This window comes from Sinomonas soli (assembly GCF_054782415.1).
The window spans coordinates 38513-63869 of the sequence record NZ_BAAGSN010000002.1; the positions used below are offsets into that span (position 1 = coordinate 38513).

Below are 25357 nucleotides of genomic sequence, written 5' to 3' on the forward strand. Positions count from 1 at the left end.
CACAGCAGCTCCTCCCACGAGCTCGGGATGTCCCCGGCCGGCCACAACGCCTTCATTCTTTCCCGCTGGCCACGCTTGTAACACCCGGAATCGAGGACGTTGCTGAAACGCAATGGAGCTGTTATCCAACGTGACATCGGGCTCACACTTGTCTCGGGAACATCTCGGCCCGCGTACCGGTTGCCGCCCTTGTGACCGCACTTTCGATCCTTGACCTCGCCCCCATCGTGGAAGGCTCCGACGTGGCCGGCGCGCTGGCTGCCTCGACCCGCCTCGCGCGCCTCGCGGACGAAGCCGGCTATCGGAGGCTCTGGTACGCCGAGCACCACAACACGGACGCGCTCGCCTCGAGCGCCACGGCGCTCCTGATCGCCAACGCGGCAGCGAACACGTCCAGGCTGCGCGTCGGCTCGGGCGGGATCATGCTCCCGAACCACGCGCCGCTCGCCGTCGCCGAGGCGTTCGGCACGCTCGCCAACCTCTACGGCGACCGGATCGACCTCGGCCTGGGGCGCGCCCCCGGGACCGATCCGCGCACGGCGGCCCTCCTGCGCCGCGGCGCGCGCGACGACGGCGAGGCCGCCTTCGCCGCGAACATCCGGCTCCTCGCGTGGTTCTTCGGCGTGCAGGAGGACGACGCCGAGAGCGTCCAGCTCTCCCAGGGGGTCCACGCGGCGGTGGCCCGCGGGACCAAGGTCCCACTGTGGATCCTCGGGAGCTCGACGGCGGGCGCGGCGATCGCGGGCCAGCTCGGGCTGCCGTACGCGGCCGCGAGCCACTTCGCCCCGTTCCAGCTCTCGGAGGCGATCTGGACCTACCGGCAGATGTTCAACCCGTCCGCGCCGACCGCGCAGATCCCCGACCCCTACGTCATGGCCGGGGCCAACCTCATGGTCGCCCCGACGCGCGAGGAGGCGGAGTTCCTCTTCACCACCCACCAGCAGATGTTCGTGGCGATCCGCCGCGGCGCCCGCGGGCCGCTCCGTCCGCCGGTCCGCGAGATGGACTGGGCCCAGCATGAGGAGCAGATGGCCACCTCGGCGCTGCGCTTCTCCGCCGTCGGCACCCCCGGCGAGGCAGCCGAGTTCCTGCGGGTCTTCGCGGCCTCGTACGGCATCGACGAGATCGTCCTCACCGGCTACGCCCACGATCCCGCGATGCGCGAGCGCTCCTACCGCCTCATGGCCGAGGAGTGGGCCAAGGACGCCTCCGCGTCCGCCGCCGTCGGCTGAGCGCGGGCGGGCAGGGCGCGCGCGGCCTCCAGCGCCGCCCGGAGGATCTCCTCCCCCGCCAGGACCCCGGCGCGCTCCGTCACCTGCAGCCCCGGTCGCGTGTAGCGCGCGGCCTCGAGCTCGCCGTGGCGGGGCCGCAGGGCCACGTCGGCCAGCTCGAGGAGCCCCCGGTCGAGCAGCGAGTCGCCGGCGGCGATGAGCCGCCCTGACCCCGCCCGCTCCATCACCTCGGCAACGGCGGCCTCCTTGGTCACCGCCGCCGGGACGCAGTAGAGCTTGCGCCCTTGGAGCGAGACGACCCAGCCGCGCCCGGCGCACCAGCCCGTGAGCTCGGCCAGCCACTCGTCCGGCAGCGCGGCCCGGTCGACGATCGCGTAGGCGAACAGGTCCTCGGCCGTCCGGACCCGCTCCACCCATGGCGGAGCGTTCTCGCACAGGCGTGCCAGAACCTCGCCGATGGGTGCCGAGCCGCGGCCGACGGCGCCGCTCACCCGCGCGGACCACGCGCCGTCGGGCGTCCCGTGGTGCAGGAGGATGCCGCCGTTGGTGGTGATCGCGTACGGGGTGGCGGGGAGCTGGACTCGGGCGAACTGGGCCTGGGTCCGGGTGGTCACCGGGACGAGGACGGCGTGGCCGAGCAGCTCGTGCAGGAGGTCCTCGGCCACGCGGGTCATGTAGCTCAGCGGGGCGTTCTCGTACACCTCGCTCACCACGAGCCGCGGCGCGTCCTGGTCGGGGCCCTCGAGGTGGAGCGCCCTGGCGGAGTAGATGAGTGTGCGGTCGAGGTCGCACGCCACGACCGGCCTAGACATCGCGCACCGCCCTGCCGTCGGCCCCGGTCGCGGCGGGGGTGAAGCGCGGATGGATGATCCCCACGCAGCTGTACGGCAGGCCCGCCGACGGCTCCACCGGCACGTCCCGCTGGGCGGCGAGCAGGAGCACGTGGGCGAGGTCGCCGCGCAGGAGGCGGCCTGCGTCGTCCGTGGCGAGCAGCTCCGGGCGCGCGAGCACCTTCCAGGGGACCCGGCGCAGCAGCACGCGGGTGGTCTCGCCGACGCCGGGCTTGACGAGGTTGACCGCGTTCTCGAGCGGGCCGAGGCCCTGTTCCGCGGCGATCCGCTCCACGGCCGCCCAGCCGGCCCACGTGGGCTCGGTGAGGGGCCCGCGCAGCCGCCGACGGACGCCGGGGAAGTGCGCGGCCACCGCGTCGACGAACTCGTTCGAGACGTCCCGGGCGGCGAGCTCGCGGTAGAACTTGGCCCCGTGCGTCTCGTGCGGGCCCACCAGCACGCGGTTGAACACCGTGCGGGACACGAGCCCCGAGACGGTCGAGTTGAGGCAGGCCGAGGGGATGAGGAAGTCGTCCCGGGTGCCGAACACGCGCACGCAGTGCCCCGGGTCGGCCAGGACGGCGAGCTCGGAGGAGAGGCGCACCCCGTCCGAGGCGGCGAAGTCCTCGAGCGCCGCGCCGAGCTCCCGCGCGATCGCCCCCTTGCCCGTCCAGCCGTCCACGAACATGATCTGCTCGGGCCGGTGGCGGGTGAGCAGCCAGCGCAGCGCGTTGGCGTCGATCCCGAGGCCGCGCACGATGCTCATCGTGTAGTGCGGCACGTCGAGCCCGTGGGCGTGCGCGGCCCAGCGGCGCATGAGCACCCCGACGGGCGTCCCGGCCCGGGCGAGCGAGACGAGCACCGGCTCCCGCCCGCGCAGGGCGAGGACCTGCTCGGTGACGTCCGCGACGGCCTGCGCGATGCGCTGCCCGGATGCCGCGAGGGCCTCGTGGAACAGCGCCTGGTACTCGGGGCTCGGCTCGTACTCCTGCGGCAGCGACTCGGCGTAGCTCGCCCGGCCCGACTGGATCGCGGCCTCGCGCTCGTGGGCCGGCGCCTCGAGGCGCGCGCCGGAGAGGTCCTTGAGCAGCCAGCCGACGTCCTCGGGCGGGTAGGAGCCGAAGCCCCCGGGGTGGGCGCCGCCGCGCAGCGGCTCGGCGTACGGCGGCTCGGCGCCGAGGTGGAGCACGACGACGGTGCACGCCGCCCGGGCGAGGGCCTCGGCGACGCTGGGCTCGCCGTGGGCCTCCGTTCCCGGGCGCCCCGGGGATCTGAGGTCCTCAGGCTCGGTGCCGGGTTCGGGCACGTAGACGATGGCGTCGAAGCGCTCTCCGGGGGTCAGGACGTTGTAGGCGTGGCGGCGGCCGGTGCCCGGCGCGCCGTCGAGGGCGTGGTCGTGGGAGGCGAACGTCAGCGCGGAGCGGACCGCGTAGCCGGGCTCGTCGTGGACGTGCACGGGCGAGCGCGTGGTCGAGGAGAAGAGGACGCCGGGGAGGTCGGCGGCGAGGGCGTCGGCGACGGCGAGGGGAAGCCCGAGGTGCTCCTCGGCGCCGAGCACGAGGACCCGGGCGTTCCGGGAGAACCCGGCGCGGGCGAGGGCCGCGGCCGCGGCGCGTGCGGTGGGGGCAGCGAGGTCCGCGAGCCGGACCCCGTGGGGCCCGGCGGTGTCGACGCCGAACCGGGCGCTCCGGGCCGTGCCGAGGTCACCCCGTAGGTGCGCGAGGTCACCCGGTGGGTGCGCGAGGTCGCCCAGTGGAGTGCCGAGGTCGCGGCCGGGGGACTCGGCCAGCCAGTGTGCGGCCCGCTCGAGCACACCGGCAGGCAGGCCCACCGATCCCTCCCCGAGGGCCACGACCGTCAGGGCGCACCCGAGCTCCCCGGCGAGCCGCTCGAACTCGGCGCGGTCCTCGGCCGAACGAAGGTCAACCAGGGTGGCGACCACGTACCGCCGGCGCGGCGAGGCTCCGACGGAGGGGCCGGCGTCGTGCGCGGCCTCCCGGAGCCAGGCGGCGTGCAGCTCGCGGACCGTGTTGAGGACGGTGCGGCCGGTGGAGAGCTCGTCGTCGACCAGCACCACGGTGGCGGCGCGGGCGAGGCGGGTGGGGTCGCTCGGCACGAGGGCGTGCCCCGTCGCGTGCGAGTGCTCCTCCTCGAAGCCGCCGAAGGGACGCACGGGCGTGCTCAGCCGAGTCGAGTGGAGGTAGTACGAACCGAGGTACTCGGCGACCACGTGCCCGAGGCCGGTGGCGGTCTCGGCGTAGCCGAGGGTCGCGATCTGCTCGCCGCCGGAGGGGGCCGGCGGCAGGGGGAGGGGCGGCGCGTCTGACGGCGCGTCCCCGGCGAGGCGGGCCAGGAGCGCCCGGGCGGCCTCCTCCAGCGGGGGCCCGGGGGGCATGCCGTCTGCGGGAGTGAGCCCCAGCTCGCGGGCCACGGCCGCGCCGAGGAGCCGGGCGGCGCCCAGGGCGAGCGCCGGCGGGGTGGGCACGTGCTTGGCGAGGACGCGCGAGACGAGCAACTGGGCCCGCTTCGGGTTGCGCCGCACCGCGAGGCCCACGAGGGCGTCGACGGGCAGGAGGCTGCCCGGCGCCGTCGCGAGCGTGATCCCCAGGCGGTCGCGGACCACCGTGCCGGGCCACTCGTCCTCCGGCGGGGTTACTTCGCGGTCCCACGGGGTGACCTCGGCGGTGTCCGTCACTTCATGCTCGCTTCCAGCAGGTCCACGAAGGTCACGTCCGGCCGGGCGACGCCGAACGCGTCGGCCCGCAGGAGGGTGCGGCGGGCCCACGCCCGGTGGGGCTTGGCCTCGTTCATCCGCACGCCCGAGCGGGAGGCGACCGCCCCGCCGCCCTCGGCCGCCATGATGTCCACGGCGTCGACGTACTCGTCGTGCGCCACGACGTGCAGCGCGTGCACGAGCGGGACATGGGAGGGGTGGATCACGGTCTTGCCGAGCAGGCCGTTGGCCAGGTCGAGCTCGATCTCGCGCAGGAGCCCGTCGAGGTTCGCGCCGAGGAGCTGCTCGCGCAGCACGCCCGAGTTCGCGGCGTCGAACGGGGTGGCGCGCAGCAGGGGCCGCAGGATCCGCTCGGTGTTCGTGTAGTGCTCCCAGACGGGACCGGAGATGACCCACCCGCCGTCGGCCCGGCCGAGGATGCCCACCACGTCCGCGATCACCTCTGCGACCACGGCCACGTGGTAGATGGTCAGGTCGCGCGAGCGCCGCAGCCCGTAGGTGGAGGCGATGTCCGTGGCCCCGATCCGCACCGACAGGATGAGCTCGCGGTGCGCCTCGAGCAGGTCGCGGACGGCGAGCAGGGCCTCCGGCCGGCTCTCCCGGTGCGTGGTCACGGGGTGCTCGATGATGGGCATGGCCCGCAGCGGGACCCGCGGGGAGAGCTCGGCGTTGAGCTGCCCGAGGGCCTCGAGGAACCGTTCGGCGCGGCCCGAGGAGTTCTCGAATTTGGGGAGCACGAAGCCCGTGAGGATCTCCGCGGCGTCCCCGAGCCGGCGGCCGAGGGCGAGCAGCTGCTCGGGGGAGCGGGGCCGCACGAACAGCAGCGGCAGCGTCCGCGCCCGGGTCGGCGCGTCGAGCCCCGCGAGCTCCGCGAGGGCCCCGGCCACGTTGTCCTCGGCGCTCTCCACGGCCGAGTCGGGGACGGCGTCCTCGAGGCACAGCACGGTGCTCGTGCAGCCGGAGCGGGCTCGGCGGAGGATCCCCTCGGCGAGGCCCGGCCGGGTGCCCGGCGTGTAGAGCGTGGCACCGAGGCCGACGGCGAGCGCCTCCGCGCCGCTGTCGGGACCCAGCTCGCGCGGCCGGCGGGCGAAGAGCCGCTCGCGGGTGCTCGTGGTGAGGTACGAGTAGTGCAGCACGGGGTCCCCCAGGTGTCGGTGCGTGCAGGAACAGGGCGGCTCCGCAAGCCGCGGGGCCGGGGCGGTCGGGACGGCCGGGTGCGCGGCCAGGCTAGCGCCGCAGGCCTCCCAGTCCCACGGTCATCGTGAAGGCGAACTCGCGCCAGATCTCGCCGTCGTCCCAGTCCTCGGGGACCGATTCGGCGCGCAGCTCGAGGAGCGCGCCGATGCGGGTCGCGGTCAGGACCGTGCGCTGGCTCGGGCCCAGGGTGCCCTGGACCGCGATGGCCGAGCCGTCGAAGGTCTGGACCGTCATGGTCCCGCCGGCCCCGATGAACAGGGCCCGGCGGAGCCTGCGCACATGGCGCAGCACCACGACGGCGTCCCGATTAACGAAGCCCACGAGCGGCCGGTTCCCGGGGGTCGGAATGGGGGTGCCGATCTGCTCCCGGTGCACGCTCTGCGCCCCCGTGGTGCGGTCCTCGCCCTCCCAGGCCGTGCCGCGCGCGCCGGTGACGAAGAGGGACCCGATCCCGGACTGGCGCGGGTTCAGGCGCACGACGGCGGCGCCCTCCGCGAGCTGGTGGAGCTCGCCGAACGCCGGTGCCGGGTACAGGCGGGACTCGAGCGCGGTCGGGCCCGGGTTGCGGGCCGTGGCGGGCGGCTGGCCCCCGGCGGCCGGGGCGGGGGAGAGGTCGAGGCCGGCGGATGCCACGCGGGCAGAGGACGGGGGAGCGGGGACCGTAGGCTCGCCGAGGTCGAGGGGGTTTCGGCTGCGCTCACCCACCGGTTCGGCGTTTCGGCGGGGCTCAACCGCCGCTTCGGCGTTTCGGCGGGGATCAACCGCCGGCGCGGGCGTCGTGACCCGCCGGGTCATGAACGGCACATCGGAGCCAGCCAGGCCCTTCATCAGAGGTCGAGCCCGAAGTCGCGGGAGACGCCGGCGAGGCCGTTCTCGTAGCCCTGGCCGAGGGCCCGGAACTTCCAGTCGTCGCGGTGCCGGTAGAGCTCGCCGAACATCATGGCCTTGATCCGGTCCCCGTGCAGCTCCGGGACGTCGAAGCGCAGGAGCTCCGAGCCGTCGGGCCGGGCGAGCCGGATGTAGGCGCTGCGCACGGCGCCGAAGGTCCCCGGGCCGCGCACCTCCGGGTCCACGTAGGCGAGGAACGCGATCTTGGCGACCTCGGCCGGGATGAGCCCGAACTCGACGTCGATCTGCTCCTGGTCGTGCGTCGCGCCGTGCGCGCCCTCCTCGCCGCCGGTGAAGCGGACGCCGCCGCCCGCCGTCGTGAGCTGATTGAAGAAGACGAGGTGCTCGGGAGAGAGGGCGCGCCCGTCCTCGCCACAGATGATCGCGAGCGAGGTGAGTTCGGACTGGGGGCCGTTGCTCGGCACGATCTGCCAGCCCATCGCCACCATCACCCCGCCGAGCCCGGGGTTCTCCGCCGTGAGGGGGGCATTGCTGCCTGCGACCATCGTGGCCATCAGAGTGCGTCTCCTTCTCGGGGTTGCGGAGCTGAGGTGAGGCGGATGCCGCCGACGTCGAACTTGTCCTGCAGGAAGCGCCCGTGGACGCTGAGCTCGGCGAGGGCCCCGGTGCGGACCTGGTTGTCCAGGTCCAGGGCTGTCGAGTGCAGGATGTCCAGCTGCTCGAGCAGCTTCTCCGACTCGGGGCTCGAGTCCGTGTGGGTGGACGGCGGCAGGGCGCGGTAGACGCGCAGCGACGTGGGGAGGTAGTCGGTGACGATCGCGTTGAGCAGGACCCGCTGCTCCGTGGAGGCGCCGTGCTCGGCGATGTAGCCGATGAGCCCTGCCAGGAGGTCGTCGGTCTGCCGGACCCGCGAGGACGCGAGCGTGGGCAGCACGGCACCCGCGCGGCGGATGGCGCTGCGCAGCGTCCCGAGGGCCTCGCGCGTCTGCTCGAGCTCCTGGGCCTGGGTGAGGGGCAGCTGCTCATCGAGGCCATGCTCGGGCTCGTGCCCGGCCCCGCCGAACAGCGATCCGAAGAACTTCCCGACCATGGATTCACCTTAGCCGCTCGCGCTGTGTTCGGCGCCGGGAAACCCTGAAGGAGGCTGTGCAGGTTCCTTCGCATGTGCTGGAATGGGCGGATGGAGACAGACCGCGTGGCCAGCCCCGAGGCTGCAGCCCTCGCCGGTGAGCTCCGGCCGGTGCTCGCCCGCCTCAGCCGCCGGCTGCGCCAGCAGGCGGACCCCGTGGACCTCACCCGGTCCCAGATCAACGTCCTCGTCCGGCTCGAGCGGGACGGCCCGGCCACCGTGAGCGGGCTCGCCCGCGCTGAAGGAGTGCGCCCGCAGTCCATGGGCGCCACCGTCGCGGCGCTCGAGGGCGTCGGCCTGCTCCGCCGCGACCCCGACCCCGCCGACGGGCGCAAGGCGCCCCTGTCCCTCACCCCGGAGGCCCGCGAGCGGTTCGCCGCCCACCGGCTCGCCAAGGAGGACTGGCTGCAGCGCACCCTGGCCCGCGAGCTGGACGCGGACGAGCTCGCCCGGCTCCGCGATGCCCTCGCGCTCCTGGCCCGCATCGCCGACGTCGCCTGAGCCCGGTTCCCGACCGAACCCCCAGCCCCAAGGAGTCCCGCAATGGCCCTCACCGCCCTCGACCCCCGCACCGCCCTCGTGGTGATCGACCTCCAGAAGGGGATCACGGGCCGGCCTCAGGAGCCCTCCGGGGCGCCGCGCATCCCGGACGTCGTCGCCGCGTCGACGCGGCTCGCCGATGCGTTCCGGGCCGCTGGCCTGCCCGTGGTCCTCGTCAACGTCGCCGGCGCCCCGGCTGGCCGGACCGACCTGGGGCGGCGCCTGCCGGCGCAGCTCCCCGACGACTTCGCGGCCCTCGTCGAGGGCCTGCACACTGCCGACGACGATGTGCTGCTCACGAAGCGCAGCGTGGGCACCTTCGCGACCACGGACCTCGACGCGGTCCTGCGCGGGCTCGGCGTGACCCAGATCGTCCTGGCCGGGATCTCCACGAGCATGGGCGTCGAGTCCACGGCCCGCGCCGCCCACGACCTCGGCTACTCGGTGGCGCTCGCGGTCGATGCCATGACCGATTTCAGCCCCGGGGCCCACGAGTACGCCGTCTCGGCCGTGTTCCCGCGCCTCGGGGAGACCGGGACCGCTCAGGACGTCCTCGGCCTGCTCGCCGCCCGGCAGGGGACCGGCGAGCGGACCGCGCCCTGACCCCTGGGCCGCTGGCGGCGCGCCCCGCCTGCCGCGGCCGAGCCGGCGCGGGCCGGGGACCCGCCGTCGTGCGCGGGCGGCGTAGGCTCTTCTCATGCCGAAGAGCCGCACGCGCAAGCCGAAGAACACCCGCCCGCGCACCACGACCTCGAGGAACGACTACGAGCGGCGGCGCCGCAGCATCGACCTCATGATCGACGGCCTCACCCCCGAGTACGTCGCGTGGGCCTCGCGGGAGGAGGCCGACCTCGCGGGCTTCGCGGCCGGCCAGCTCACCGTCGTGAAGATGTTCGTCACGATCGTCTCGAGCCTCGCCAAGGGCACGCCGTCCCTCCGGCTCGACCCTGACCACGTGGCCGGCTTCCTCCCGCCGTTCCTCGAGGACGTCGCCGCCGCCGCGGACAACGAGGACCAGTCGATCGACGACCAGCGCTACGTGATCGGCACCCTGATCGACTGGCTCACCTTCCTCGAGGAGACCGCCCGCTGGGAGGGGACCGCCGAGGAGCTCGAGGCCGTCGCCGAGGTGCTCGACGCGCAGGCCGAGGCGCTCGGCGGGATCGTGGACGAGGGGCCCCGGGCCAACCTGCCCCAGGCCAGCGAGGAGGAGGCAGCAGCCTTCGCCTCCGGTGCCCCGTTCGTGCGGCACGCCCGGGCCCTGCTCGACTGGCTCGGCACCGGCCGCGAGGTCACTCCGGACGCGACCCTCCCGGCCGACGCGCTGGCGTCCGCCGCCGAGGTGGTCGGCTCCGAGGCCCGCGCCCAGAGGCTCTGGGAGGCCATGGTCAACGCCGAGCTCGTGGACACCGCCGGCGGCGTGGCCCGCGTCGGCGAGGGCGCCGCGGATCTGGGCGGCGCCGACGGTCTCGGGCGGCTCGAGGCCCAGTTCCTCGGCACGGAGATCGTGGTGGCCGCGTGCACCGACGGCACTCCCGGGACTCCGGACGGCGAGACCGCTGCCGTGCTCACGACGATCCTCACCGCCGCGGTCCACCAGCAGCCGTTCCCCCTCGAGGACGTCGCGTCCCTCGGCACCGGCCTCGCCGAGGACGGCGAGGCCGAGGAGGACGAGGAGGAGCTCGGCCCCGGGGCCGCCCAGCAGCTCCAGGGCCTCTCCGAGGCCCTGCTGCGCGAGATCCGCGAGCTCGAGGCCCTCGGCCTCGCCGACACCTCGGACGGCATGGTCAACGTGCCGGTCGCCGCCCTCGACGCCGTGTACGACGCGGTGGTGGACTACGAGGAGGAGGCCGGGGACGAGGACGAGTTCGAGGAGGGCTTCGACGACGAGGACGAGGCCGGCGACCAGGCCTAGCCCGCGTTGCCCTCCTGCCGGCGCACGCGCTCGATGTACGGGCGCGACTTCTCCAGGCCCGTCTCGAGCGCCTGGACCGTGCTCTCCATGCTCTTGGCCGCCTGCGAGCGGAACGTGTCGATGGCATCCATCGTCTGGTAGATGTTCGCGAACGCCTTCTCGAGCGTCTGGACGGAGACGCCCGAGGAGGAGGCCTGCTGGTGGATGCGGGCGGTCTGGTCCTTCAGCATCTCCGAGGTGCGCAGGATCATGTTGTTCGTCGTCGTGTTGATCGCGTCGATCTGGTCCAGGACGAGCTTCTGGTTGGCGAGCGCCTGCGCGACGATCACGGCCGTGCGGAGGGCACTGATCGTGGTGGTGCGGGCGCGGTCCACGCCCTTGATGAGCTCGGTGTTGTTCTTCCGGATCATGTCGATCGCGAGGTAGCCCTGCACCGAGACGGCGAGCTGGGTGAGGATGTCCTGACGGCGCTGGCGCACCGGGAACAGCACGTCCGACTCGAGCTGCTGCGCGTGCTCGGTCTGGCCGCTGCGGCGGACCTCCTCGATCTTCTCGACCGTGGCCCTGTCCAGCTCCTGGGCGAAGACCGCGTACTCCGACAGCTGCTTCATCGTCTCCCAGAGGTTCGTCTTCTCCTGGGCGAGCGAGGCGTTGTCCTTCATGAGGGCGTCCTGGCCGGCCATGAGGGACTTGATGATCTTGTCCAGCTGGGTCTGGGCGGACTCGTAGCGCTGGAAGTAGCGGGCCAGCTTGTTCCCGCCCGGCACGAAGCCCAGGATCTTCCGGCCCGCACTGAGCTCCTGGCCCGGGGTGAGGTCCTCGACCGTGGAGCGCAGCTCGCCGAGCGTGGACGCGACGTACATCTGTGCGCTGTTGTTCGACTTCTTGGCGCTCGCGAGGGAGGTGCTCGAGCGGTCGAGCATGCGGCTCGAGGCGTCCGAGGACGCCACCATCTCCCGTCCGGCGAACCGGTTGAGGCCCTCGACCTTCTGCTGGAACTCCGGGCTGCGCGAGTCCATCGCGGCGATCTCGGCCACATAGGCCTTCGCCTGGCTGGCGATCTCGGTCTGGCGCTCGGTGGGGACCGGGACCATGCCGGGGGCCTGCTCCTCCTGGATGACGGGGGCGGGCTCCGGCGCCTGCAGCACGAGGGCGTTCTCGGACTCGGTGGGATCCGGCGGGGTCAGGGAGATGGACATCGGGGTGCTCCTTGCAGAAGGTGGGTGGGAGGGCTGCGTCAGCCGAGGTTCACGCCGAAGTCGGTCGCGACGCCGGCGAGGCCGCTCGCGTAGCCCTGGCCGACAGCCTTGAACTTCCATTCGCCGGCGTTGCGGTAGAGCTCGGCGAAGATCATGCAGGTCTCGCTCGCGGCGTCCTCGGAGAGGTCGTAGCGGACCACCTCGGCGTTCGTGCCCTCGTTGACGATCCGGCAGTAGGCCGAGCGGACCATGCCGAAGTTCTGCCGGCGGCTCTCGGCCTGGTCGATGCTCACCACCACGACGATGCGCTCGACGTCCGCCGCCACCTTGGTCAGGTCGACCTGGATCTGCTCGTCGTCGCCCTCGCCCTCGCCCGTGCGGTTGTCGCCCAGGTGGGTCACCGCGCCGTCGGGGGACTGCTTCTGGTTGTAGAAGATGAAGTCCGCGTCGGAGCGGACCTTGCCGCTGGCTCCCACGAGCAGCGCCGACGCGTCGAGGTCGAAGGCGTCGCCCGTCGTCGTGCGCGGATCCCAGCCGAGCCCCACGATCGCCCTGGTGAGGCCGGGATCGGTCTTGGTCAGAGAGAGGTTGCCGCCCTTGGTCAGGGTCAGTCCCGCCATGTGAAGTGCTCCTTCTTCCGTCTCGGATGCGGTGTCAGTCGAGGACGACGCCGAAGTCGGTCGCCAGCCCGGCCAGGCCGCTCGCGTAGCCCTGGCCGACCGCGCGGAACTTCCATTCGCCGCCGTGCCGGTAGATCTCGGCGAAGATCATGCAGGTCTCGCTCGCGGCGTCCTCGGTGAGGTCGTAGCGGACCACTTCCTGGCCGGTGACGTCGTTGACGACCCGGCAGAACGCGCCCCTGACCATGCCGAAGTTCTGCCGCCGCGCCTCCGCCTGGTCGATCGAGACCACGATGACGACCTTGTCGACGTCGGCCGCCACCTTCGTCAGGTCGATGAGGATCTGCTCGTCGTCGCCCTCGCCCTCGCCGGTGCGGTTGTCGCCCTGGTGGACCACCGAGCCGTCCTTGGCCTCGAGCTGGTTGTAGAAGATGAAGTCGTCGTTGTTGCGGACCTTGCCGCGGGCCGAGACGAGCAGGGCGCTCGCGTCGAGGTCGAACATCTCGCCCGCGGTGGTGCGCGGGTCCCAGCCGAGGCCCACCATGGCGCGGGTGAGGCCGGGATCGGCCTTGGTCAGGGAGAGGTTGCTGCCCTTGCTGAGGGTGAGGCTTGCCACGGTGCTCCTTGTGCTGTGCGGTGGTTCGGTGGTCTACAGGACGGCGGCCGAGGGGCCGACGAGGTCGCCCACCGTGCGGCCGTTCGCAGGCTGCCCGATGGCCGTGAACTTCCAGCCTGCACCCTCGCGGGAGAGCTTGGCCATGATCATGCCCGTGGTGGGCCCCTGCTCGGTGAGCGTGTAGCGGGCCACCTCGGGGCTGCCGGCTGCGGAGTCGTCCACGATCCGGCAGAACGCATTGCGGACCTCGTTGAACGTCTGCTGCGAGTAGCTGGTGATGACGAAGACGATGTGCTCGACCGCTCCGTTGACGGAGGGCAGGTTCACCATGATGGTCTCGTCGTCGCCCTCGCCGGCGCCGGTGAGGTTGTCGCCCGTGTGCCGGATCGAGCCGTCCTTGCTCGTGAGCTGGTTGAAGAAGACCGTGTCCAGCGGCTGGCGGCCGGCGTTGTAGAGGATGGCCGAGGCATCCAGGTCGATCTCCGCGGCGCCCCCGCCGAAGAGGCTCCCGAAGAGTCCCTTGCGGGGCTGCTCGACCGCATCCCATCCCAGTCCGAGGCGGACCTGGGTCATGCCAGAGCCGTCCTTCTTGGTCAGCGAGAGGCCCTGCCCCTTCTGCAAGCTCAGTCCCACGGTGTGCTCCTTACGTTGTCCCTACAGGGTGCGGTTGTCCTTCTCAGGCGGTGGCGGCGTGCTCGGGCTCGAGGGCCTTGCGCCGGTTGCGCATCACCGAGGCGACGAAGGCGGCGCCGATGAAGACCACGCCGATGAGGCCGGTGATGACCTCGCTGACCTCGACGCCGATCGTGATCAGGAGGATCACCGCGAGGGCGCCGATGGCCCAGTGCGCGCCGTGGTCGAGGTACTCGAATTCGTCGAGGGTGCCCTGGCGGACGAGGTAGACCGTGAGCGACCGGACGAACATCGCGCCGATCAGGCCGAGGCCGAGGGCGATGATGATCGGGTCCGAGGTGATGGCGAACGCGCCGATGACGCCGTCGAACGAGAACGATGCGTCGATGACCTCGAGGTAGAGGAACAGCATGAACGCGGCCTTGCCGGCCACCTGGATCGCCTTGTTGGGGCGCGTCCCGGCCGCGGCCGCCTGCTCGGAGGGCTCGGCGTCCTCGTCCTCGTCTCCTGTGTCGAAGAGCTCGCCGAGGCCCTGGACCAGGAAGTACGTCACCATGCCGAAGATGCCGGCCATCAGGACGCTGCCCTGGAGCTCGGGGCCGGAGAGCTGGCCGATGAGGCCGAGGGCGAAGAGCCCGACCACGAGCGAGGCCCCGTTCATCCTGCCGATCCTCGCCAGCGGCGCCTCGAACCAGTGCAGCCACTTGAGCTCGCGGTCCTCGAACATGAAGTCGAGGAAGATCATGAGCAGGAAGATGCCGCCGAACGCCGCGATCTGCGGGTGGGCGTGGTGGAGGACGTACGCGTAGGTGCCCGGCTCGTCGATGGGGCCCTTGGCCAGGGCGAGCTGGACCGCCTCGACCGGGTTGAGCTTCGCGGTGACGCCGACGATGAGCAGCGGGAACAGCACCCGCATGCCGAACACGGCGATGATGACGCCGACGGTGAGGAACATCCGCTGCCAGAACGGGTTCATGCGCTCGAGGATGCGGGCATTGACCACCGCGTTGTCGAAGCTCAGGCTCACCTCGAGGATGCCGAGGACCAGCGCGAGGAAGAGGGCCTGCGGGCCCCCGTAGACGAAGGCCACGACGAGCGCCACGGCGCTCACGCCGAAGGACCAACCGAACGTCTTCAGAAACACCTAGGGCGCAGAGCTCCTCGTTCAGGCCCGGGGTGCCGGGCGGCAATCAATAGGCTGCACGAGCCGAGGAGCGGTTCCCCCCAGACCAGCCAAGGCCCATTATGTCCCGGGCCGCCGACAGTTCTGTATCCCCCCGGTCCGAGCAGTCTCTCTCGTGTTCCAACGGGGGAGCGGCCGGGCGGGTTCCTGCCGTGCCGGTGGACGCCGGGTGGACGCCCGGTAGAGTGGTCAGCCGTGCCAGAACCCTCTCCGCGACCGCTGCCGGCCCCCTCGCCTGCAGGTACCCCGGCGCGCGGCGAGGGACCCGCGCCGGCGGGGTCGCCGTCGTCCGCCATGCTGGTCCGGCTCGCCGAGCTCGAGTCGCTCCACCGCGGGCCGGCGTGGGCGCTCACCCGCTCGGCCCCGTGGACCATCGCGGCGCTGCAGACCGCGTTCTCGCGCAACCGTCCGCAGGTGGAGCTCGAACAGTTCCACGAGGAGCTCGACGCCTTCCTCGAGGACCTCCGCGCCCACGACGCCGCCTCCGGGGCCGCGCCCACCGCCGGCGCCGCGACCGGCCGCGCCGTCGCCGACGACTGGACCCGCCGCCGGTTCCTCGCCCGCCGCGCGCACGGCGGCCGGATCGTGTACGAGCTCACCGAGGCGACGGCGCGCGTGCTGGCGTTCCTCGACTCGCTCTCCTCCGAGCGTTCCACGCTCACCGGATCACGCCTCGGCACGCTCCTCGGCGACGTGGAGAGGCTCGCGCGCGAGACCAATCCGGACACGACCGCGAGGATCGAGGCCCTCGAGGCCGAGATCGAGGAGCGGCTCGAGCTCGTGCGGGCGATGCGCGCCGGGGAGCAGACCGGGAGCCTCGACGACGAGACGGCCCTCGAGGCCGCCGAGAACATCCTCGACCTCGCCGCCGGCGTCCCCGCCGACTTCAAGCGCATGCGGGACCGCATCGAGGACTCGGTGGGCCAGCTGCGCAACCAGATCATCGAGGAGTCGCTGACCAAGGGCGCCACGATGGCCCAGGTCCTCGAGGCGGACCGTCGGCTGCGGGCCTCCAGCGAGGGCCGCACCTTCCGCTCGTTCACGGCGTTCCTGGACGACCCCGAGCAGCAGATGCGCTTCCGGGGTGCCATCTCCGAGGTCCTCTCGCGGGACTTCGCCGACGGCCTCGGGCACGAGGAGCGCGAGACCCTCCGGCACCTCGTGGCGGAGCTGCGCGAGGCCAACGCCCAGATCCAGCGCATCTATGGCAAGCTCTCGGAGAGCCTGAACACCTATGTCCAGAGCGACGACTACCGCCAGTCCGTCCGGCTCCGCGACGCGATCCGGCGGGCGGAGCAGGCCGTACGCCAGCTCCCGTACGTCCGCGAGGAGTCGGGGTTCGCGCCGGCGCCCGAGCTGTTCGGTGCAGAGTTCGAGTCCCTGTCCATGGTCAAGCTCTTCGACCCGGACGAACTCGCGCCGCCGCCCCGACTCGCCGACCCCATCTCCTTCGGGCGCGAGGACCGCGTCCGCTCCGCCCGCACGGGGAAGGCCCGGGCCGCGGCGCTGCGGGAGGCCGTGGACGTGGCCCTCGAGGCCGGTGGCGGCCGCGCCGAGCTGCCCGACATCTGGTCCCAGCTGCCCGCCGACGAGCAGCACATCAACTCGATCCGCGCGCTCCTCGGGCACCTGCTCAACCGGGGCGTGGGCTTCGGCCGGGACGCGTGGGCGCCGCTGGAATTCGAACAGGTCGACGGGACGCGGCGCACCGCCTTCGTCCCCAACACGACGGTGACCGTGGGACCGGCGGGGACGCCGGCAGCCGCCGGGAGCACCATGGCCCCTGCGACCTCCCGGGAGGAGAACTGATGGAAACTGCTGCCGAGGTCACCCCTTTGGACGCCGAGGTCGCCCCGGAGGAGCCGTTCGTGCCCGGCACGGCCCTGTACGACGGCGACACCGGCGTCCTCCCGCTGCGGGTCCGCCACGTCCTGGTGCGCCTTCTGAAGGGCCCGTACCTCGACGGCGGCCGCGACGAGAAGGCCTGGACCACGCTGCTGGACCACGAGGACGTGCTGCGCTCGCGGCTGTCCGAGCTCTTCCTGAGTCTCCACATCGACCACGAGCGCAAGATCGCCGTGCTGCGGCCGGTGGACCCGGAGCTGCTGGGCACGGCCTCGCGCGCCACGGTCCTGCGCCAGCAGCGCGCGCTCAGCCGGGTCGAGACCATCCTCCTCCTCCGGCTCCGACTGCTTCTGGACCGGCATGCCACGGCCCAGACGGAGCCCACCGTCACGCTCGAGGAGCTCGCCGACGTCGTGGCCCACTACCAGCCCGCCGAGGAGCAGGACGCGCTCCGGGACGCCGATACCGTCCAGCGCGCGGTCGCCAAGCTCCAGGCCCGCCGCCTCCTCATCCCCACCCCGCTCGAGGACGTGTACCTCATCTCCAACGCCCTGCCGCTCGCCCTGCCGTTCGAGAACATCGGCGACGTCACCCGGCACCTCGAGGCCGTCGCCGCGGCGGGGCCCTCGCGGGATGGGGGTCCCGCGGACGACGCCGGCCAGGTCGCCTTGGGCGTGGACCCCGCCGCGGGAGACGGGGACGCGCCAGGCGAGGCCGAGGGCGCGGACAGCCCCGACGAGGCCGATCCCCTGGAAGACGTCGGAAACCCTGACCTCGGCGTCCCACGGGGCGACCTCGGCGCATCCGGCGAGACGGAGGGGCTCCTGTGAGCGTCGCGACCATGCTCCCGCTCGGGACGGACATCAATCCCGGCCAGTACCGGCTCAGCCTCGTCCAGGTGGTCAACTGGGGCACGTTCCACGGCGCCCACACGATGCACGTCGACCGCGCCGGCACCATGCTCACGGGCAACTCGGGCGTGGGCAAGTCGACACTGTTCGACGCGATCGCCCGCGTGTTCGACGCCCGCCCGCGCTCCAACGAGGCCGCAGCGGCCCGCGCCGGGCACAGCGAGGACCGCCGCACCACCTACACCTACATGCGCGGCAAGGTCGGCGACATGGCCGTGGGGGAGGGCCGCGCGAGCGCGTTCCAGCGCCCGGGGGCCACCTGGAGCGCCGTCGCCCTCACGTTCGACAACGCGGCCGGCACCTCCTACACGCTCACGGCGCTGTTCGACCTGCCCAAGAACGGCACCGAGTCCAGCCTCGGCCGCTTCTACCTCATTGACTCGGTGCCGCTCGACGTGGCCGCGGTCGAGGGGATCATCGGCCAGGCCCAGGGCCGGCGCTTCACCCGCAGCGGGCTCGAGGCCGTCTTCCCCGAGGCGCAGGTCTTCGACGTCCACAAGAACTTCGCCGAGCGCTTCCGCCGGCTCCTGGGCATCTCGAGCGACCAGGCGCTCCCGCTCCTGCGCGTGATCCAGGCCGGCAAGGGCCTCGGCGGCAGCGTCAACAGCTTCTTCCGGGATCAGGTCCTCGACCCGCCCGCCACGCTCGCGGCCGCCGACGAGGTGGTCGAGGAGTTCAGCAACCTCATGTCCATCCGGGCCCGGCTCGAGGACATCAGGCTCCAGCGCGACCAGCTCGCCCCCGTTCCCGGCCTGAACCAGGAGTACGAGGCGGCCCTGACCGAGGCGGCCCGCCTGCGCGAGCTCGCCGACGAGCCCTTCGACGCAGTCCGGCAGGCCCACGCCGTCGCCGTCCAGGAGCGGCTCATCGCCGGTATCCGCGACCGCGCCCAGGCGAAGGCGAAGGAGCTCTCCGCCGAGCGCCACCGCCGCGACGCCCTGGCCACCGAGCTGCGTTCCCTCGAGGCCGAGTACAACAGCGCCGGCGGCAACCAGATCTCCGCCCTCGAGCAGGCCCGGGACAACGCGACGGTCGGCCTGCGCCTGCGCCGCGAGGTCGAGGCGGCCGCGAAGGAAGGCCTGCACGACGCCGGCCTCGACCTCCCGTTCTCGGCCGAGGGCTGGGATGCGGCGCACCGCCGGGCCGCCGAGGCCCTCGCCGGGCTCGAGGGGGATACGGCGGTGCTGCGGGAGGCCCGCTTCGACGCGTTCGAGGCCCACGCGACCGCCAAGCGAGAGCTCGCCGAGGCCCGTTCGGAGCTCTCGGCCCTCGCGCAGAGCAAGAGCCTCCTGCCCCAGCACGCGGTCGAGAACCGCGCCGCGATCGCCTCGGCCCTCGGCCTCGACGAGGACGAGATGCCGTTCGGCGGGGAGCTGATCGACCTCGCCGAGGACGAGGAGCGGTGGCGCCCGGCCGCGGAGCGGGCCCTGCGCTCGCTCGCGACGACGCTGCTCGTCCCGGGGGAGCATTTCGCGGCCGTGACCCGGTGGCTCGACGCGAACCCGGTGCGCGGGGCGCTGCGCGCCGTCGACCTCTCCGGCCGCGTGCCCGGCGCCGAGGCCGCCCTGGCCGCGGCGGGGGAGCGCGACCTGCTCTCCAAGCTCGAGGTCGTCGAGGGCCCGGCCGGCGACTGGGTGCGCGAGCGCATCGCCGTGGACTTCGCCTACACGTGCGTCGAGGACCCGGACGAGCTCGCCGGCCTCGACCGCGGGCTCAGCCTCGGCGGCGTGGTCAAGCGCGGGCGCGGCACCGTTGAGAAGGACGACCGCTTCGCGGCCCGCGCCGACTTCGTCCTCGGCTTCGACAACGCGGCCAAGATCGAGCTCCTCGCCGCCCGGGTCCTCGAGCTCGAGGCCTCCCTCGCCGCCGCGGCCGAGGCCGCCCAGGCCAGCGAGGACTCCCACCAGGGACTCTCCCGTCGGCTCGAGGCGCTGCGGCGCGTGGCCCGGGACGAGAGGGCGTGGGAGGAGGTCTCCTCCGCGGCGGCCGAGGAGGAGCTGCGCCGCATCGGCACCCGCCTCGAGGACGCGCTCGCGGCCCAGGGCGACCTCGAGCCGCTGCGGGCCAAGGTCGAGGCGGCACGCGCCGAGCACCAGGCCTCCACAGAGGCCGCCGCGGTGCTCCAGAGCGAGTACCGCCAGCTTGATGCCCAGCTCGTCACCGCCGACCGCCTCCTCGAGGCCGCGCGGACCCGCCTCGCCGACGCCCCGCCGTCGGCCGCCGCGGCCGGCACGCTCGGCCCGCTGTTCGAGGAATTCGGCCAGGCCGAGGACCAGCACGACCTCGAGCGGATCGCCGCCGAGGTCCACGGCCGCCTCGCCGCCCGGGTCCACGCCGCGGAGAGCCGTGCCCAGGCCGCGGCCGAGCGGCTCACCCGGATCTTCGAGCAGTTCCAGCGCGACTGGGGCCCCGTCGTCGCGGCGGACCACGGCGTCTCGATCGGGGCCGCGGCCGCGTTCGAGGCCCGCTACCGGCAGATCGTCTCGGAGGGCCTGCCCGCGCAGGAGGCGCAGTTCCGGGAGTTCTTCGCCCAGCGCACGCACGAGTCCTTCTCGACCCTGCTGCACCTGCTCGACGAGGAGCGCCGCGGCATCGCGGCCCGCATCCTGCCCCTGAACTCGATCCTCGCCGGGGTGGACTTCCACGACGGCTCGTACCTCGAGCTGGACATCCGCCAGACCGTCCCGGCGTCCGCGAAGCAGTTCAAGGAGGCGATCGTCTCTGCGCTCAGGGCGCGCCACGCGCCGTCGTCCGCCGGTTCCGCAGCGCCGCACGACGCCGGCTCCGCCGCCCGGGCCGGGAGCGGCACCGCCGGGAGCGGCACCGGGGAGGACCAGCTCACCGTCCGGTACAAGACGCTCGAGGCGCTCGTGAAGCGGCTCGCGTCCCAGACGCCCGAGGACCGGAGGTGGCGGTCCGAGGTGCTCGACACGCGCTCGCACGTGTTCATCTCGTGCAAGGAGCACCGCGTCTCGCGCGACGCTGCCGCGGGCACGGCGCGGGACGAGGTGTTCGTGCACGCGGACACGGGCTCGATGTCCGGCGGCGAGCGGCAGCGCTTCACCGCGTTCATCATGGCCGCGGCCCTGAGCTACCAGCTGGGCATCGCCGAGCACGGGTTCACCGGCTACGGGACGGTCATGATGGACGAGGCGTTCGTGCTCGCCTCCGAGGAGTTCGCGGGCCAGGGCATCGCGGCCCTGCACGAGTTCGGCTTCCAGCTGCTCCTCGCGGCCCCGGAGAACGTGATCGACCTCTCGCGCTACCTCGGGTCCGTCACGGAGATCCTCCGGGACAAGCGCACCAACCGGTCGGGGCTCATCGAGGGCCCGGCGGTGCCCGGGGGTCCGATCTCCCAGGCGAACCCGGTGGACATCGTGCTGCGCTGACGGTCCCGCTGCCGCCCCGGCGCGCTTCCAGCTGCCGTTGAGGCTCCGGCGCTAGCGTGGGGGCGCGTCCCGGCTGGGCGCGCCCCGAGTCCACTGAGAGGTACCCCGCATGCGCCGACCCGAGGACGCGTCCTTCCGCAACCTGTACCAGAAGTCGCTCGCGTACGACCGCCGGTGGACCTACCGCCGCCGCCGCGCGGCCGTGCTCGCTGGGGTCGTCGCGGTCGCGCTCGTCCTCGGGGCGGGGGCTTGGGCGGCCGCCACCTACTTCGGCTTCGAGAACGGGATCCGGCGTTCGGACGCCCTGACCGGCGGCAAGGGCCTGGACCAGGACGTCAACATCCTCCTCATGGGCCTGGACTCGCGCCTCGACGAGAACGGCAAGCCGCTGAGCCAGGAGGAGTACGACGCGCTCCACTCGGGCAGCTCGGACGACGGCGGCTACAACAGCAACGTCCTCATGGTCCTGCACGTGCCCAAGGACGGCAGCCGGGCCACCATCATCTCGGTCCCCCGCGACGACTACGTGGACCTCGCAGGCTCCCCCGACGGCATCCAGCAGGGCAAGGTCAAGCAGGCCTACGGCTACGCGATGGACCAGGCGATGCGCGAGCTCGCCGCCAGCCCCAACGGCAAGAGCCAGGACGAGATCTACCAGGCCGCTAGGGACGCCGGCCGCAAGGCGGAGATCTCCACCGTCGAGAACTTCCTGAACATCAGGATCGACCACTTCGCCGAGGTCACCATGGCCGCCTTCCTCTCCGTCGCGAAGGCGGTCGCCCCCATCACGGTGTGCCTGCAGGAGGCCACGCAGGACTCCTACTCGGGGGCCGACTTCAAGGCTGGCGTCCAGCAGATCAGCGCCCAGCAGGCAGTGGCGTTCGTCCGGCAGCGGCGCGACACCTCCGGCTCCGGGGTGGCGCTCAGCGACCTCGACCGCTCGCGCCGCCAGCAGGCATTCATCTCCTCGCTCGCGACCCAGCTCAAGCAGAAGGGCACGTTCACGGACCTCGGCAGGGTCACCGGGATCCTCGATGCCCTCAAGGACAAGATCGCCGTGGACCAGGGCCTGAACCTCATCGACTTCGGGCTCAAGGCCAAGCAGCTAACCGAGAACAAGACGAAGTTCGTGACCCTGCCGATCGTCCAGTTCGGCACGAGCGACACCGGCGAGTCCGTGAACATCGTGGACAAGCAGGCCATCCAGGCCCAGGTCGCCGACTTGCTGCACCCGAAGCCGGCGCCTGCCTCCTCGGCCGCCGCGCAGCCCGCCCAGCCGGCGCCCGCGGCGCCGGCTACGGGGTCCTCGGACGGCGCGAGCACCCAGGGATCTGGCGCGCCGGGGCCGGGCGCTGGACAGGACTCGTCCACGGGCCAGGCGCCGGCCGGGCAGGCTGCGTCGGGGCAGGCTCCGCCGGCGGCCGCGTCGCCGTCGCCGTCCTCGACGTTCAACGCCGGCGACTGGTCCGACGCCCTCGTCGGCGGCGGGGTCCCCTGCGTCAAGTGACGCGCTGAGGAGTCATCTCCGTCCCCTTGAGGGTCACGTCCGTCGGGGTGAGGGGTCACGTCCGTGGCCGTTGCCTCGCGTTCACCCTCCCGTCGGCCGCCGGTAGCACGCCGCCCCTAGGCTCGCCGGGTGGCAGGCGGTGTGCGCGGGAACGGGAAGAGGTTCGTCGCCCTGGGCGACTCCTTCACCGAGGGCGTGGGGGACTGGAACCCCGCCCTGCCCAACGGCGTGCGCGGATGGGCCGACCGCGTGGCCGAGAAGCTCGCCAAGGCCGAGAAGGGCTGGGAGTACGCGAACCTCGCGGTCCGGTCGAAGCGGCTGCGCCAGATCGTCGCGGACCAGCTCGAGCCGGCGCTGGCCATGGAGCCCACGCTCGTGACCCTCTACGCGGGGGGCAACGACATCCTCGACCTCGGCACCGACATGGACCAGCTGCTCGGGCAGTACGAGGACCTCGTGCGCCAGCTCGCCGCGACCGGGGCGACCCTGGTGCTGTTCACGGGGTACGACGTGAAGGTCAACCCCCTGCTCGAGCCGCTCAAGCACCGCAACTGGCAGTACAACGAGCGCGTCCGCGGCCTCGCGCGCGAACTCGGCGCCGTCCTGGTGGACTACTGGTGCTTCGACGAGTATGCCGACCGGCGCATGTGGGACACCGACCGCCTCCACATGTCCAAGGCCGGCCACAAGTTCCTCGCCCGCCAGGTGCTCGACCAGCTCGGGTACCCCCAGAGCGCCAAGCAGCGCGGGCGCGAGCCCCGGATGCGGCGCGGCCCGCGCGAGTGGGTCGCAGCACAGAGGGCGTGGCTCGGCGACTGGGTCGTGCCCCTCATCGGTCGGAAGATCCGCGGCGTGACCCTCGGCGACGACCTCTCCCCCCGCTGGCCCCGCCCGGTGAAGGTCCCCCGCAAGGGCGGCCTCCGCCGCTACGCCGAGCATCCCGAGGTCCTCGAAGGCACGCCGGGCTGGGCCCGGAAGGCGCTCTAGCGCCAGCGGCCGACCCGTGCGGGAGGCGGCGTCACGCGGGAGGCGCGGGGCGGCGTCGTTCGTGCCGGGCGCGTAGTCTGGGCGGGTGCCTGACGTCTCAACCATCGCCGTGCCGTGCCCCCGAAACCGCTGAACCGCAGCGAGGGGATCAGCGCGCCGTGGCTGTTGGTCCTTGCGTTCCTTTCCATGACGGCGCCGCTCTCGACCGACCTGTACCTGCCGAGCTTTCCGCGCGTGCAGCAGGAGTACGCCGCGACGGCCTCCGGCGTGCAGCTCACGCTCACGGGTTTCCTGCTCGGGATGGCGGCGGGGCAGCTCGCGTTCGGCTCGATCTCGGACAAGTTCGGCCGGCTCAGGCCGCTGCTCATCGGTAACGTCGGCGCCATCCTCTCCTCGATCGCGGCCGCGCTCGCGCCCAACCTCGAGGTGCTCATCGCCGCCCGGCTCGGGCAGGGGCTGTTCGGCGCAGCGGGGATCGTGATCGCCCGGGCCATCATCGTGGACCTCACCCGCGGCTCGGAGACGGCCCGCACCCTCAGCCTCCTCATGACCGTCAACGGGGTGGCGCCGGCGGTGGCGCCGTCGCTCGGGGCGCTGCTCGAGGGGCCCATCGGGTGGCGCGGGATCATGTGGACCCTCGCCGGGCTGTTCGCGCTCATGATGCTCAGCGTCTCGTCCGTGGTCCGCGAGACGCTCCCGCCCGAGTCCCGCGGGGAGCACGGCATCCTCGGCGGCCTCGCTCAGCTGTTCAAGGTGCCCCGGTATCTCGGGTACGCGGGGCTCTTCGCGACCTCGTTCGCAGCGATGATGTCCTACATCCCCGCCTCGCCGTTCGTGTACCAGGTGGTCATGGGCCTGCCGCCGCTCGCGTACGGGGCGCTCTTCGGGCTCAACGCCGCGGGGCTCATCGTTGCCGGGTACATCTCGTCCCGGCTGGTCAAGCGCATCCCTGCGCAGCGGATCGTGGGCGTGGCGGCGCCGCTGCTGCTGCTCTTCTGCGTGGCCATCCTCGCGCTCGCCCTCGCGCCCGTGCCGCGATGGCTCCTTGCGATCCCGATCTGGTGCGCGGTGACGAGCGTGGGCTTCCTCATGGGCAACTCCTCCGCGCTGGCCCTCGACGCCGTGCGGCACGTCTCAGGCAGCGGTTCGGCCGTGCTCGGGGCCGTCCAGTTCGTGTTCGGCGCGATCGTGTCGCCGCTGTCCGGGCTCGCCGGAGACCGGACCGCCGTGCCGATGGCGGTGATCATGACGGTGGCGTCAGCGGTGGCGGCGGTGCTCGCACTCGCACTGCGGCGCCGGCACGGCTGAGGGGGGGGCCTGGGGCGCGGCCGGGCGGCGGGGCTGTCGGGCTGAAACCGCTCGGCGCGCGGGGCCTGCGGCCGGCTGAAGGAAAGCGCCCTGCCCTTCGGTCAGAACCTCCGGCTGAAGACGGGGGCTCCGACCGAAACGCAGGGTCCTCCCGAACGACTGCTGGGTGGAGCGGTGCGGAGGACGCCGCGGCGGGCTACGCGCTCCTCAGCCGAGCCGTCTGCCCAGCCTGCAGGACCGGCCTACCGGCCGAGGTCCGCGGGCACGAAGCTCCACAGCTCGGCAGACATGCCCACCGGGCGCTGGCGCTCCCCGCCCTCGGCGCCTGCGTCTGCGCCCGCCGCGCCCTCGCCCGCGGCGCCCGCACCTTCGGGCCGGCCGTGCCCGCGCCCGAACGAGGCCGAGTTCTTCCACGCTTCGAAGCTGTCCTCGTCGGCCCAGCGCGTCACGACGAGCCAGACGTTCCGGCCGTCGGTCGGCTGCAGCAGCTCGAAGCCCTCGAAGCCGGGCTGGCCGTCCACCGCCCCGGCGCGGGCGGCGAAGCGGCGGGCAAGCTCGTCGCCGGAGTCGGCGGGAACGGTGATGGCGTTGATCTTCACGATGCTCATGCACGGATCCTGCCAGAGCAGTCTGGCCGCCGACTGGAAGCCGCCCGTCGCCGCCGAGGCGCCGCGGGCCCACCCCGCCCGCGCAACGACCCCGCCCGCGCAACCTCCCCCGCGCAACCTCCCCC

At 72.9% G+C, this 25357-nt stretch carries 22 protein-coding genes; 10 read left to right on the forward strand and 12 right to left on the reverse strand.

Features of this window, described 5'->3' with window-relative positions; translation table 11 throughout:
- Nucleotides 1-191: 191 nt before the first annotated feature.
- Nucleotides 192-1232 carry an LLM class flavin-dependent oxidoreductase gene (locus ACYVKZ_RS00745; protein ID WP_460990128.1) on the forward strand — a complete coding sequence of 347 codons (1041 nt, stop codon included), beginning with the start codon at nucleotides 192-194 and terminating at the stop codon, nucleotides 1230-1232.
- Here the strand turns inward: ACYVKZ_RS00745 and ACYVKZ_RS00750 are convergent.
- The 6 genes from ACYVKZ_RS00750 to ACYVKZ_RS00775 all read right to left on the reverse strand — a co-directional run bounded on the left by ACYVKZ_RS00750 (nucleotide 1172) and on the right by ACYVKZ_RS00775 (nucleotide 7932).
- Nucleotides 1172-2044 carry an HAD family hydrolase gene (locus ACYVKZ_RS00750; protein ID WP_460990129.1) on the reverse strand — a complete coding sequence of 291 codons (873 nt, stop codon included), beginning with the start codon at nucleotides 2042-2044 and terminating at the stop codon, nucleotides 1172-1174. The two genes, ACYVKZ_RS00745 and ACYVKZ_RS00750, sit on opposite strands and share 61 nt — an antisense overlap.
- Nucleotides 2037-4757 carry a phosphoribosyltransferase domain-containing protein gene (locus ACYVKZ_RS00755; protein WP_460990130.1) on the reverse strand — a complete coding sequence of 907 codons (2721 nt, stop codon included), beginning with the start codon at nucleotides 4755-4757 and terminating at the stop codon, nucleotides 2037-2039. The genes ACYVKZ_RS00750 and ACYVKZ_RS00755 overlap by 8 nt, the downstream gene beginning before the upstream one ends.
- Nucleotides 4754-5932 (reverse strand): HpcH/HpaI aldolase/citrate lyase family protein, encoded by a 1179-nt coding sequence (locus ACYVKZ_RS00760; protein WP_460990131.1) that lies wholly within the window; start codon nucleotides 5930-5932, stop codon nucleotides 4754-4756. The genes ACYVKZ_RS00755 and ACYVKZ_RS00760 overlap by 4 nt, the downstream gene beginning before the upstream one ends.
- A 91-nt stretch (nucleotides 5933-6023) precedes the next feature.
- Entirely contained in the window at nucleotides 6024-6626 is a 603-nt protein-coding gene (locus ACYVKZ_RS00765; protein ID WP_460990132.1) for a hypothetical protein, read from the reverse strand.
- Between the two features lie 194 nt (nucleotides 6627-6820).
- Entirely contained in the window at nucleotides 6821-7396 is a 576-nt protein-coding gene (locus ACYVKZ_RS00770) for a TerD family protein (protein ID WP_460990133.1), read from the reverse strand.
- Entirely contained in the window at nucleotides 7396-7932 is a 537-nt protein-coding gene (locus ACYVKZ_RS00775; RefSeq protein ID WP_460990134.1) for a hypothetical protein, read from the reverse strand. Before ACYVKZ_RS00775 ends, ACYVKZ_RS00770 begins: the two co-directional genes overlap by 1 nt.
- Before the next feature lie 90 nt (nucleotides 7933-8022).
- On the opposite strand from ACYVKZ_RS00775, the gene ACYVKZ_RS00780 reads away from it, so the two are divergent.
- From ACYVKZ_RS00780 to ACYVKZ_RS00790, 3 genes are all read left to right on the forward strand, one after another.
- Nucleotides 8023-8472 (forward strand): MarR family winged helix-turn-helix transcriptional regulator, encoded by a 450-nt coding sequence (locus ACYVKZ_RS00780; RefSeq protein WP_460990135.1) that lies wholly within the window; start codon nucleotides 8023-8025, stop codon nucleotides 8470-8472.
- A gap of 42 nt (nucleotides 8473-8514) precedes the next feature.
- Nucleotides 8515-9114, forward strand: a complete 600-nt coding sequence (locus ACYVKZ_RS00785; protein WP_460990136.1) for a cysteine hydrolase family protein — start codon at nucleotides 8515-8517, stop codon at nucleotides 9112-9114.
- 94 nt (nucleotides 9115-9208) lie between these two features.
- Nucleotides 9209-10426, forward strand: a complete 1218-nt coding sequence (locus tag ACYVKZ_RS00790) for a hypothetical protein (protein WP_460990137.1) — start codon at nucleotides 9209-9211, stop codon at nucleotides 10424-10426.
- Here ACYVKZ_RS00790 and ACYVKZ_RS00795 read toward each other — a convergent pair.
- The 5 genes from ACYVKZ_RS00795 to ACYVKZ_RS00815 are packed head-to-tail and all read right to left on the reverse strand — an operon-like array spanning nucleotide 10423 to nucleotide 14638.
- Nucleotides 10423-11625, reverse strand: coding sequence for a toxic anion resistance protein (locus ACYVKZ_RS00795; RefSeq protein ID WP_307006453.1), 1203 nt, complete (start codon nucleotides 11623-11625; stop codon nucleotides 10423-10425). The genes ACYVKZ_RS00790 and ACYVKZ_RS00795 overlap by 4 nt on opposite strands.
- Before the next feature lie 38 nt (nucleotides 11626-11663).
- The gene (locus tag ACYVKZ_RS00800; RefSeq protein WP_460990138.1) at nucleotides 11664-12245 is read right to left on the reverse strand and encodes a TerD family protein; all 582 of its coding nucleotides are present in this window, start codon (nucleotides 12243-12245) and stop codon (nucleotides 11664-11666) included.
- A gap of 34 nt (nucleotides 12246-12279) precedes the next feature.
- On the reverse strand, nucleotides 12280-12861 hold the full coding sequence (locus ACYVKZ_RS00805; RefSeq protein WP_460990139.1) for a TerD family protein: 582 nt from the start codon (nucleotides 12859-12861) through the stop codon (nucleotides 12280-12282).
- A gap of 33 nt (nucleotides 12862-12894) precedes the next feature.
- Entirely contained in the window at nucleotides 12895-13494 is a 600-nt protein-coding gene (locus ACYVKZ_RS00810) for a TerD family protein (protein ID WP_460990140.1), read from the reverse strand.
- A 43-nt stretch (nucleotides 13495-13537) separates the two neighbouring features.
- The gene (locus ACYVKZ_RS00815) at nucleotides 13538-14638 is read right to left on the reverse strand and encodes a DUF475 domain-containing protein (RefSeq protein ID WP_460990141.1); all 1101 of its coding nucleotides are present in this window, start codon (nucleotides 14636-14638) and stop codon (nucleotides 13538-13540) included.
- A 333-nt stretch (nucleotides 14639-14971) separates the two neighbouring features.
- On the opposite strand from ACYVKZ_RS00815, the gene ACYVKZ_RS00820 reads away from it, so the two are divergent.
- From ACYVKZ_RS00820 to ACYVKZ_RS00845, 6 genes are all read left to right on the forward strand, one after another.
- Entirely contained in the window at nucleotides 14972-16486 is a 1515-nt protein-coding gene (locus ACYVKZ_RS00820) for a DUF3375 family protein (protein ID WP_460990200.1), read from the forward strand.
- The gene (locus ACYVKZ_RS00825; RefSeq protein WP_460990142.1) at nucleotides 16486-17352 is read left to right on the forward strand and encodes a DUF4194 domain-containing protein; all 867 of its coding nucleotides are present in this window, start codon (nucleotides 16486-16488) and stop codon (nucleotides 17350-17352) included. The genes ACYVKZ_RS00820 and ACYVKZ_RS00825 overlap by 1 nt, the downstream gene beginning before the upstream one ends.
- Nucleotides 17349-20822, forward strand: coding sequence for an ATP-binding protein (locus tag ACYVKZ_RS00830; RefSeq protein WP_460990143.1), 3474 nt, complete (start codon nucleotides 17349-17351; stop codon nucleotides 20820-20822). Before ACYVKZ_RS00825 ends, ACYVKZ_RS00830 begins: the two co-directional genes overlap by 4 nt.
- A 109-nt stretch (nucleotides 20823-20931) precedes the next feature.
- Nucleotides 20932-22329, forward strand: coding sequence for an LCP family protein (locus ACYVKZ_RS00835; RefSeq protein WP_460990144.1), 1398 nt, complete (start codon nucleotides 20932-20934; stop codon nucleotides 22327-22329).
- A gap of 129 nt (nucleotides 22330-22458) precedes the next feature.
- A complete protein-coding gene (locus ACYVKZ_RS00840; protein ID WP_460990145.1) occupies nucleotides 22459-23316 on the forward strand; it encodes an SGNH/GDSL hydrolase family protein in 858 nt (285 codons plus the stop codon).
- A 114-nt stretch (nucleotides 23317-23430) separates the two neighbouring features.
- Nucleotides 23431-24624, forward strand: a complete 1194-nt coding sequence (locus tag ACYVKZ_RS00845; RefSeq protein WP_460990146.1) for a multidrug effflux MFS transporter — start codon at nucleotides 23431-23433, stop codon at nucleotides 24622-24624.
- Nucleotides 24625-24866: 242 nt separating this feature from the next.
- Here the strand turns inward: ACYVKZ_RS00845 and ACYVKZ_RS00850 are convergent, their stop codons facing one another.
- Nucleotides 24867-25232, reverse strand: a complete 366-nt coding sequence (locus ACYVKZ_RS00850; protein ID WP_460990147.1) for an antibiotic biosynthesis monooxygenase family protein — start codon at nucleotides 25230-25232, stop codon at nucleotides 24867-24869.
- Nucleotides 25233-25357 lie beyond the last annotated feature (125 nt).

Coding starts and splice junctions, on each gene's coding strand:
- ACYVKZ_RS00770 (WP_460990133.1), bottom strand. CDS start 7,396: ATGGCCACGATGGTCGCAGGCAGCAATGCCCCCCTCACGGCGGAGAAC.
- ACYVKZ_RS00795 (WP_307006453.1), bottom strand. CDS start 11,625: ATGTCCATCTCCCTGACCCCGCCGGATCCCACCGAGTCCGAGAACGCC.
- ACYVKZ_RS00835 (WP_460990144.1), top strand. CDS start 20,932: ATGCGCCGACCCGAGGACGCGTCCTTCCGCAACCTGTACCAGAAGTCG.
- ACYVKZ_RS00800 (WP_460990138.1), bottom strand. CDS start 12,245: ATGGCGGGACTGACCCTGACCAAGGGCGGCAACCTCTCTCTGACCAAG.
- ACYVKZ_RS00750 (WP_460990129.1), bottom strand. CDS start 2,044: ATGTCTAGGCCGGTCGTGGCGTGCGACCTCGACCGCACACTCATCTAC.
- ACYVKZ_RS00790 (WP_460990137.1), top strand. CDS start 9,209: ATGCCGAAGAGCCGCACGCGCAAGCCGAAGAACACCCGCCCGCGCACC.
- ACYVKZ_RS00780 (WP_460990135.1), top strand. CDS start 8,023: ATGGAGACAGACCGCGTGGCCAGCCCCGAGGCTGCAGCCCTCGCCGGT.
- ACYVKZ_RS00850 (WP_460990147.1), bottom strand. CDS start 25,232: ATGAGCATCGTGAAGATCAACGCCATCACCGTTCCCGCCGACTCCGGC.
- ACYVKZ_RS00820 (WP_460990200.1), top strand. CDS start 14,972: ATGCTGGTCCGGCTCGCCGAGCTCGAGTCGCTCCACCGCGGGCCGGCG.
- ACYVKZ_RS00825 (WP_460990142.1), top strand. CDS start 16,486: ATGGAAACTGCTGCCGAGGTCACCCCTTTGGACGCCGAGGTCGCCCCG.
- ACYVKZ_RS00785 (WP_460990136.1), top strand. CDS start 8,515: ATGGCCCTCACCGCCCTCGACCCCCGCACCGCCCTCGTGGTGATCGAC.
- ACYVKZ_RS00775 (WP_460990134.1), bottom strand. CDS start 7,932: ATGGTCGGGAAGTTCTTCGGATCGCTGTTCGGCGGGGCCGGGCACGAG.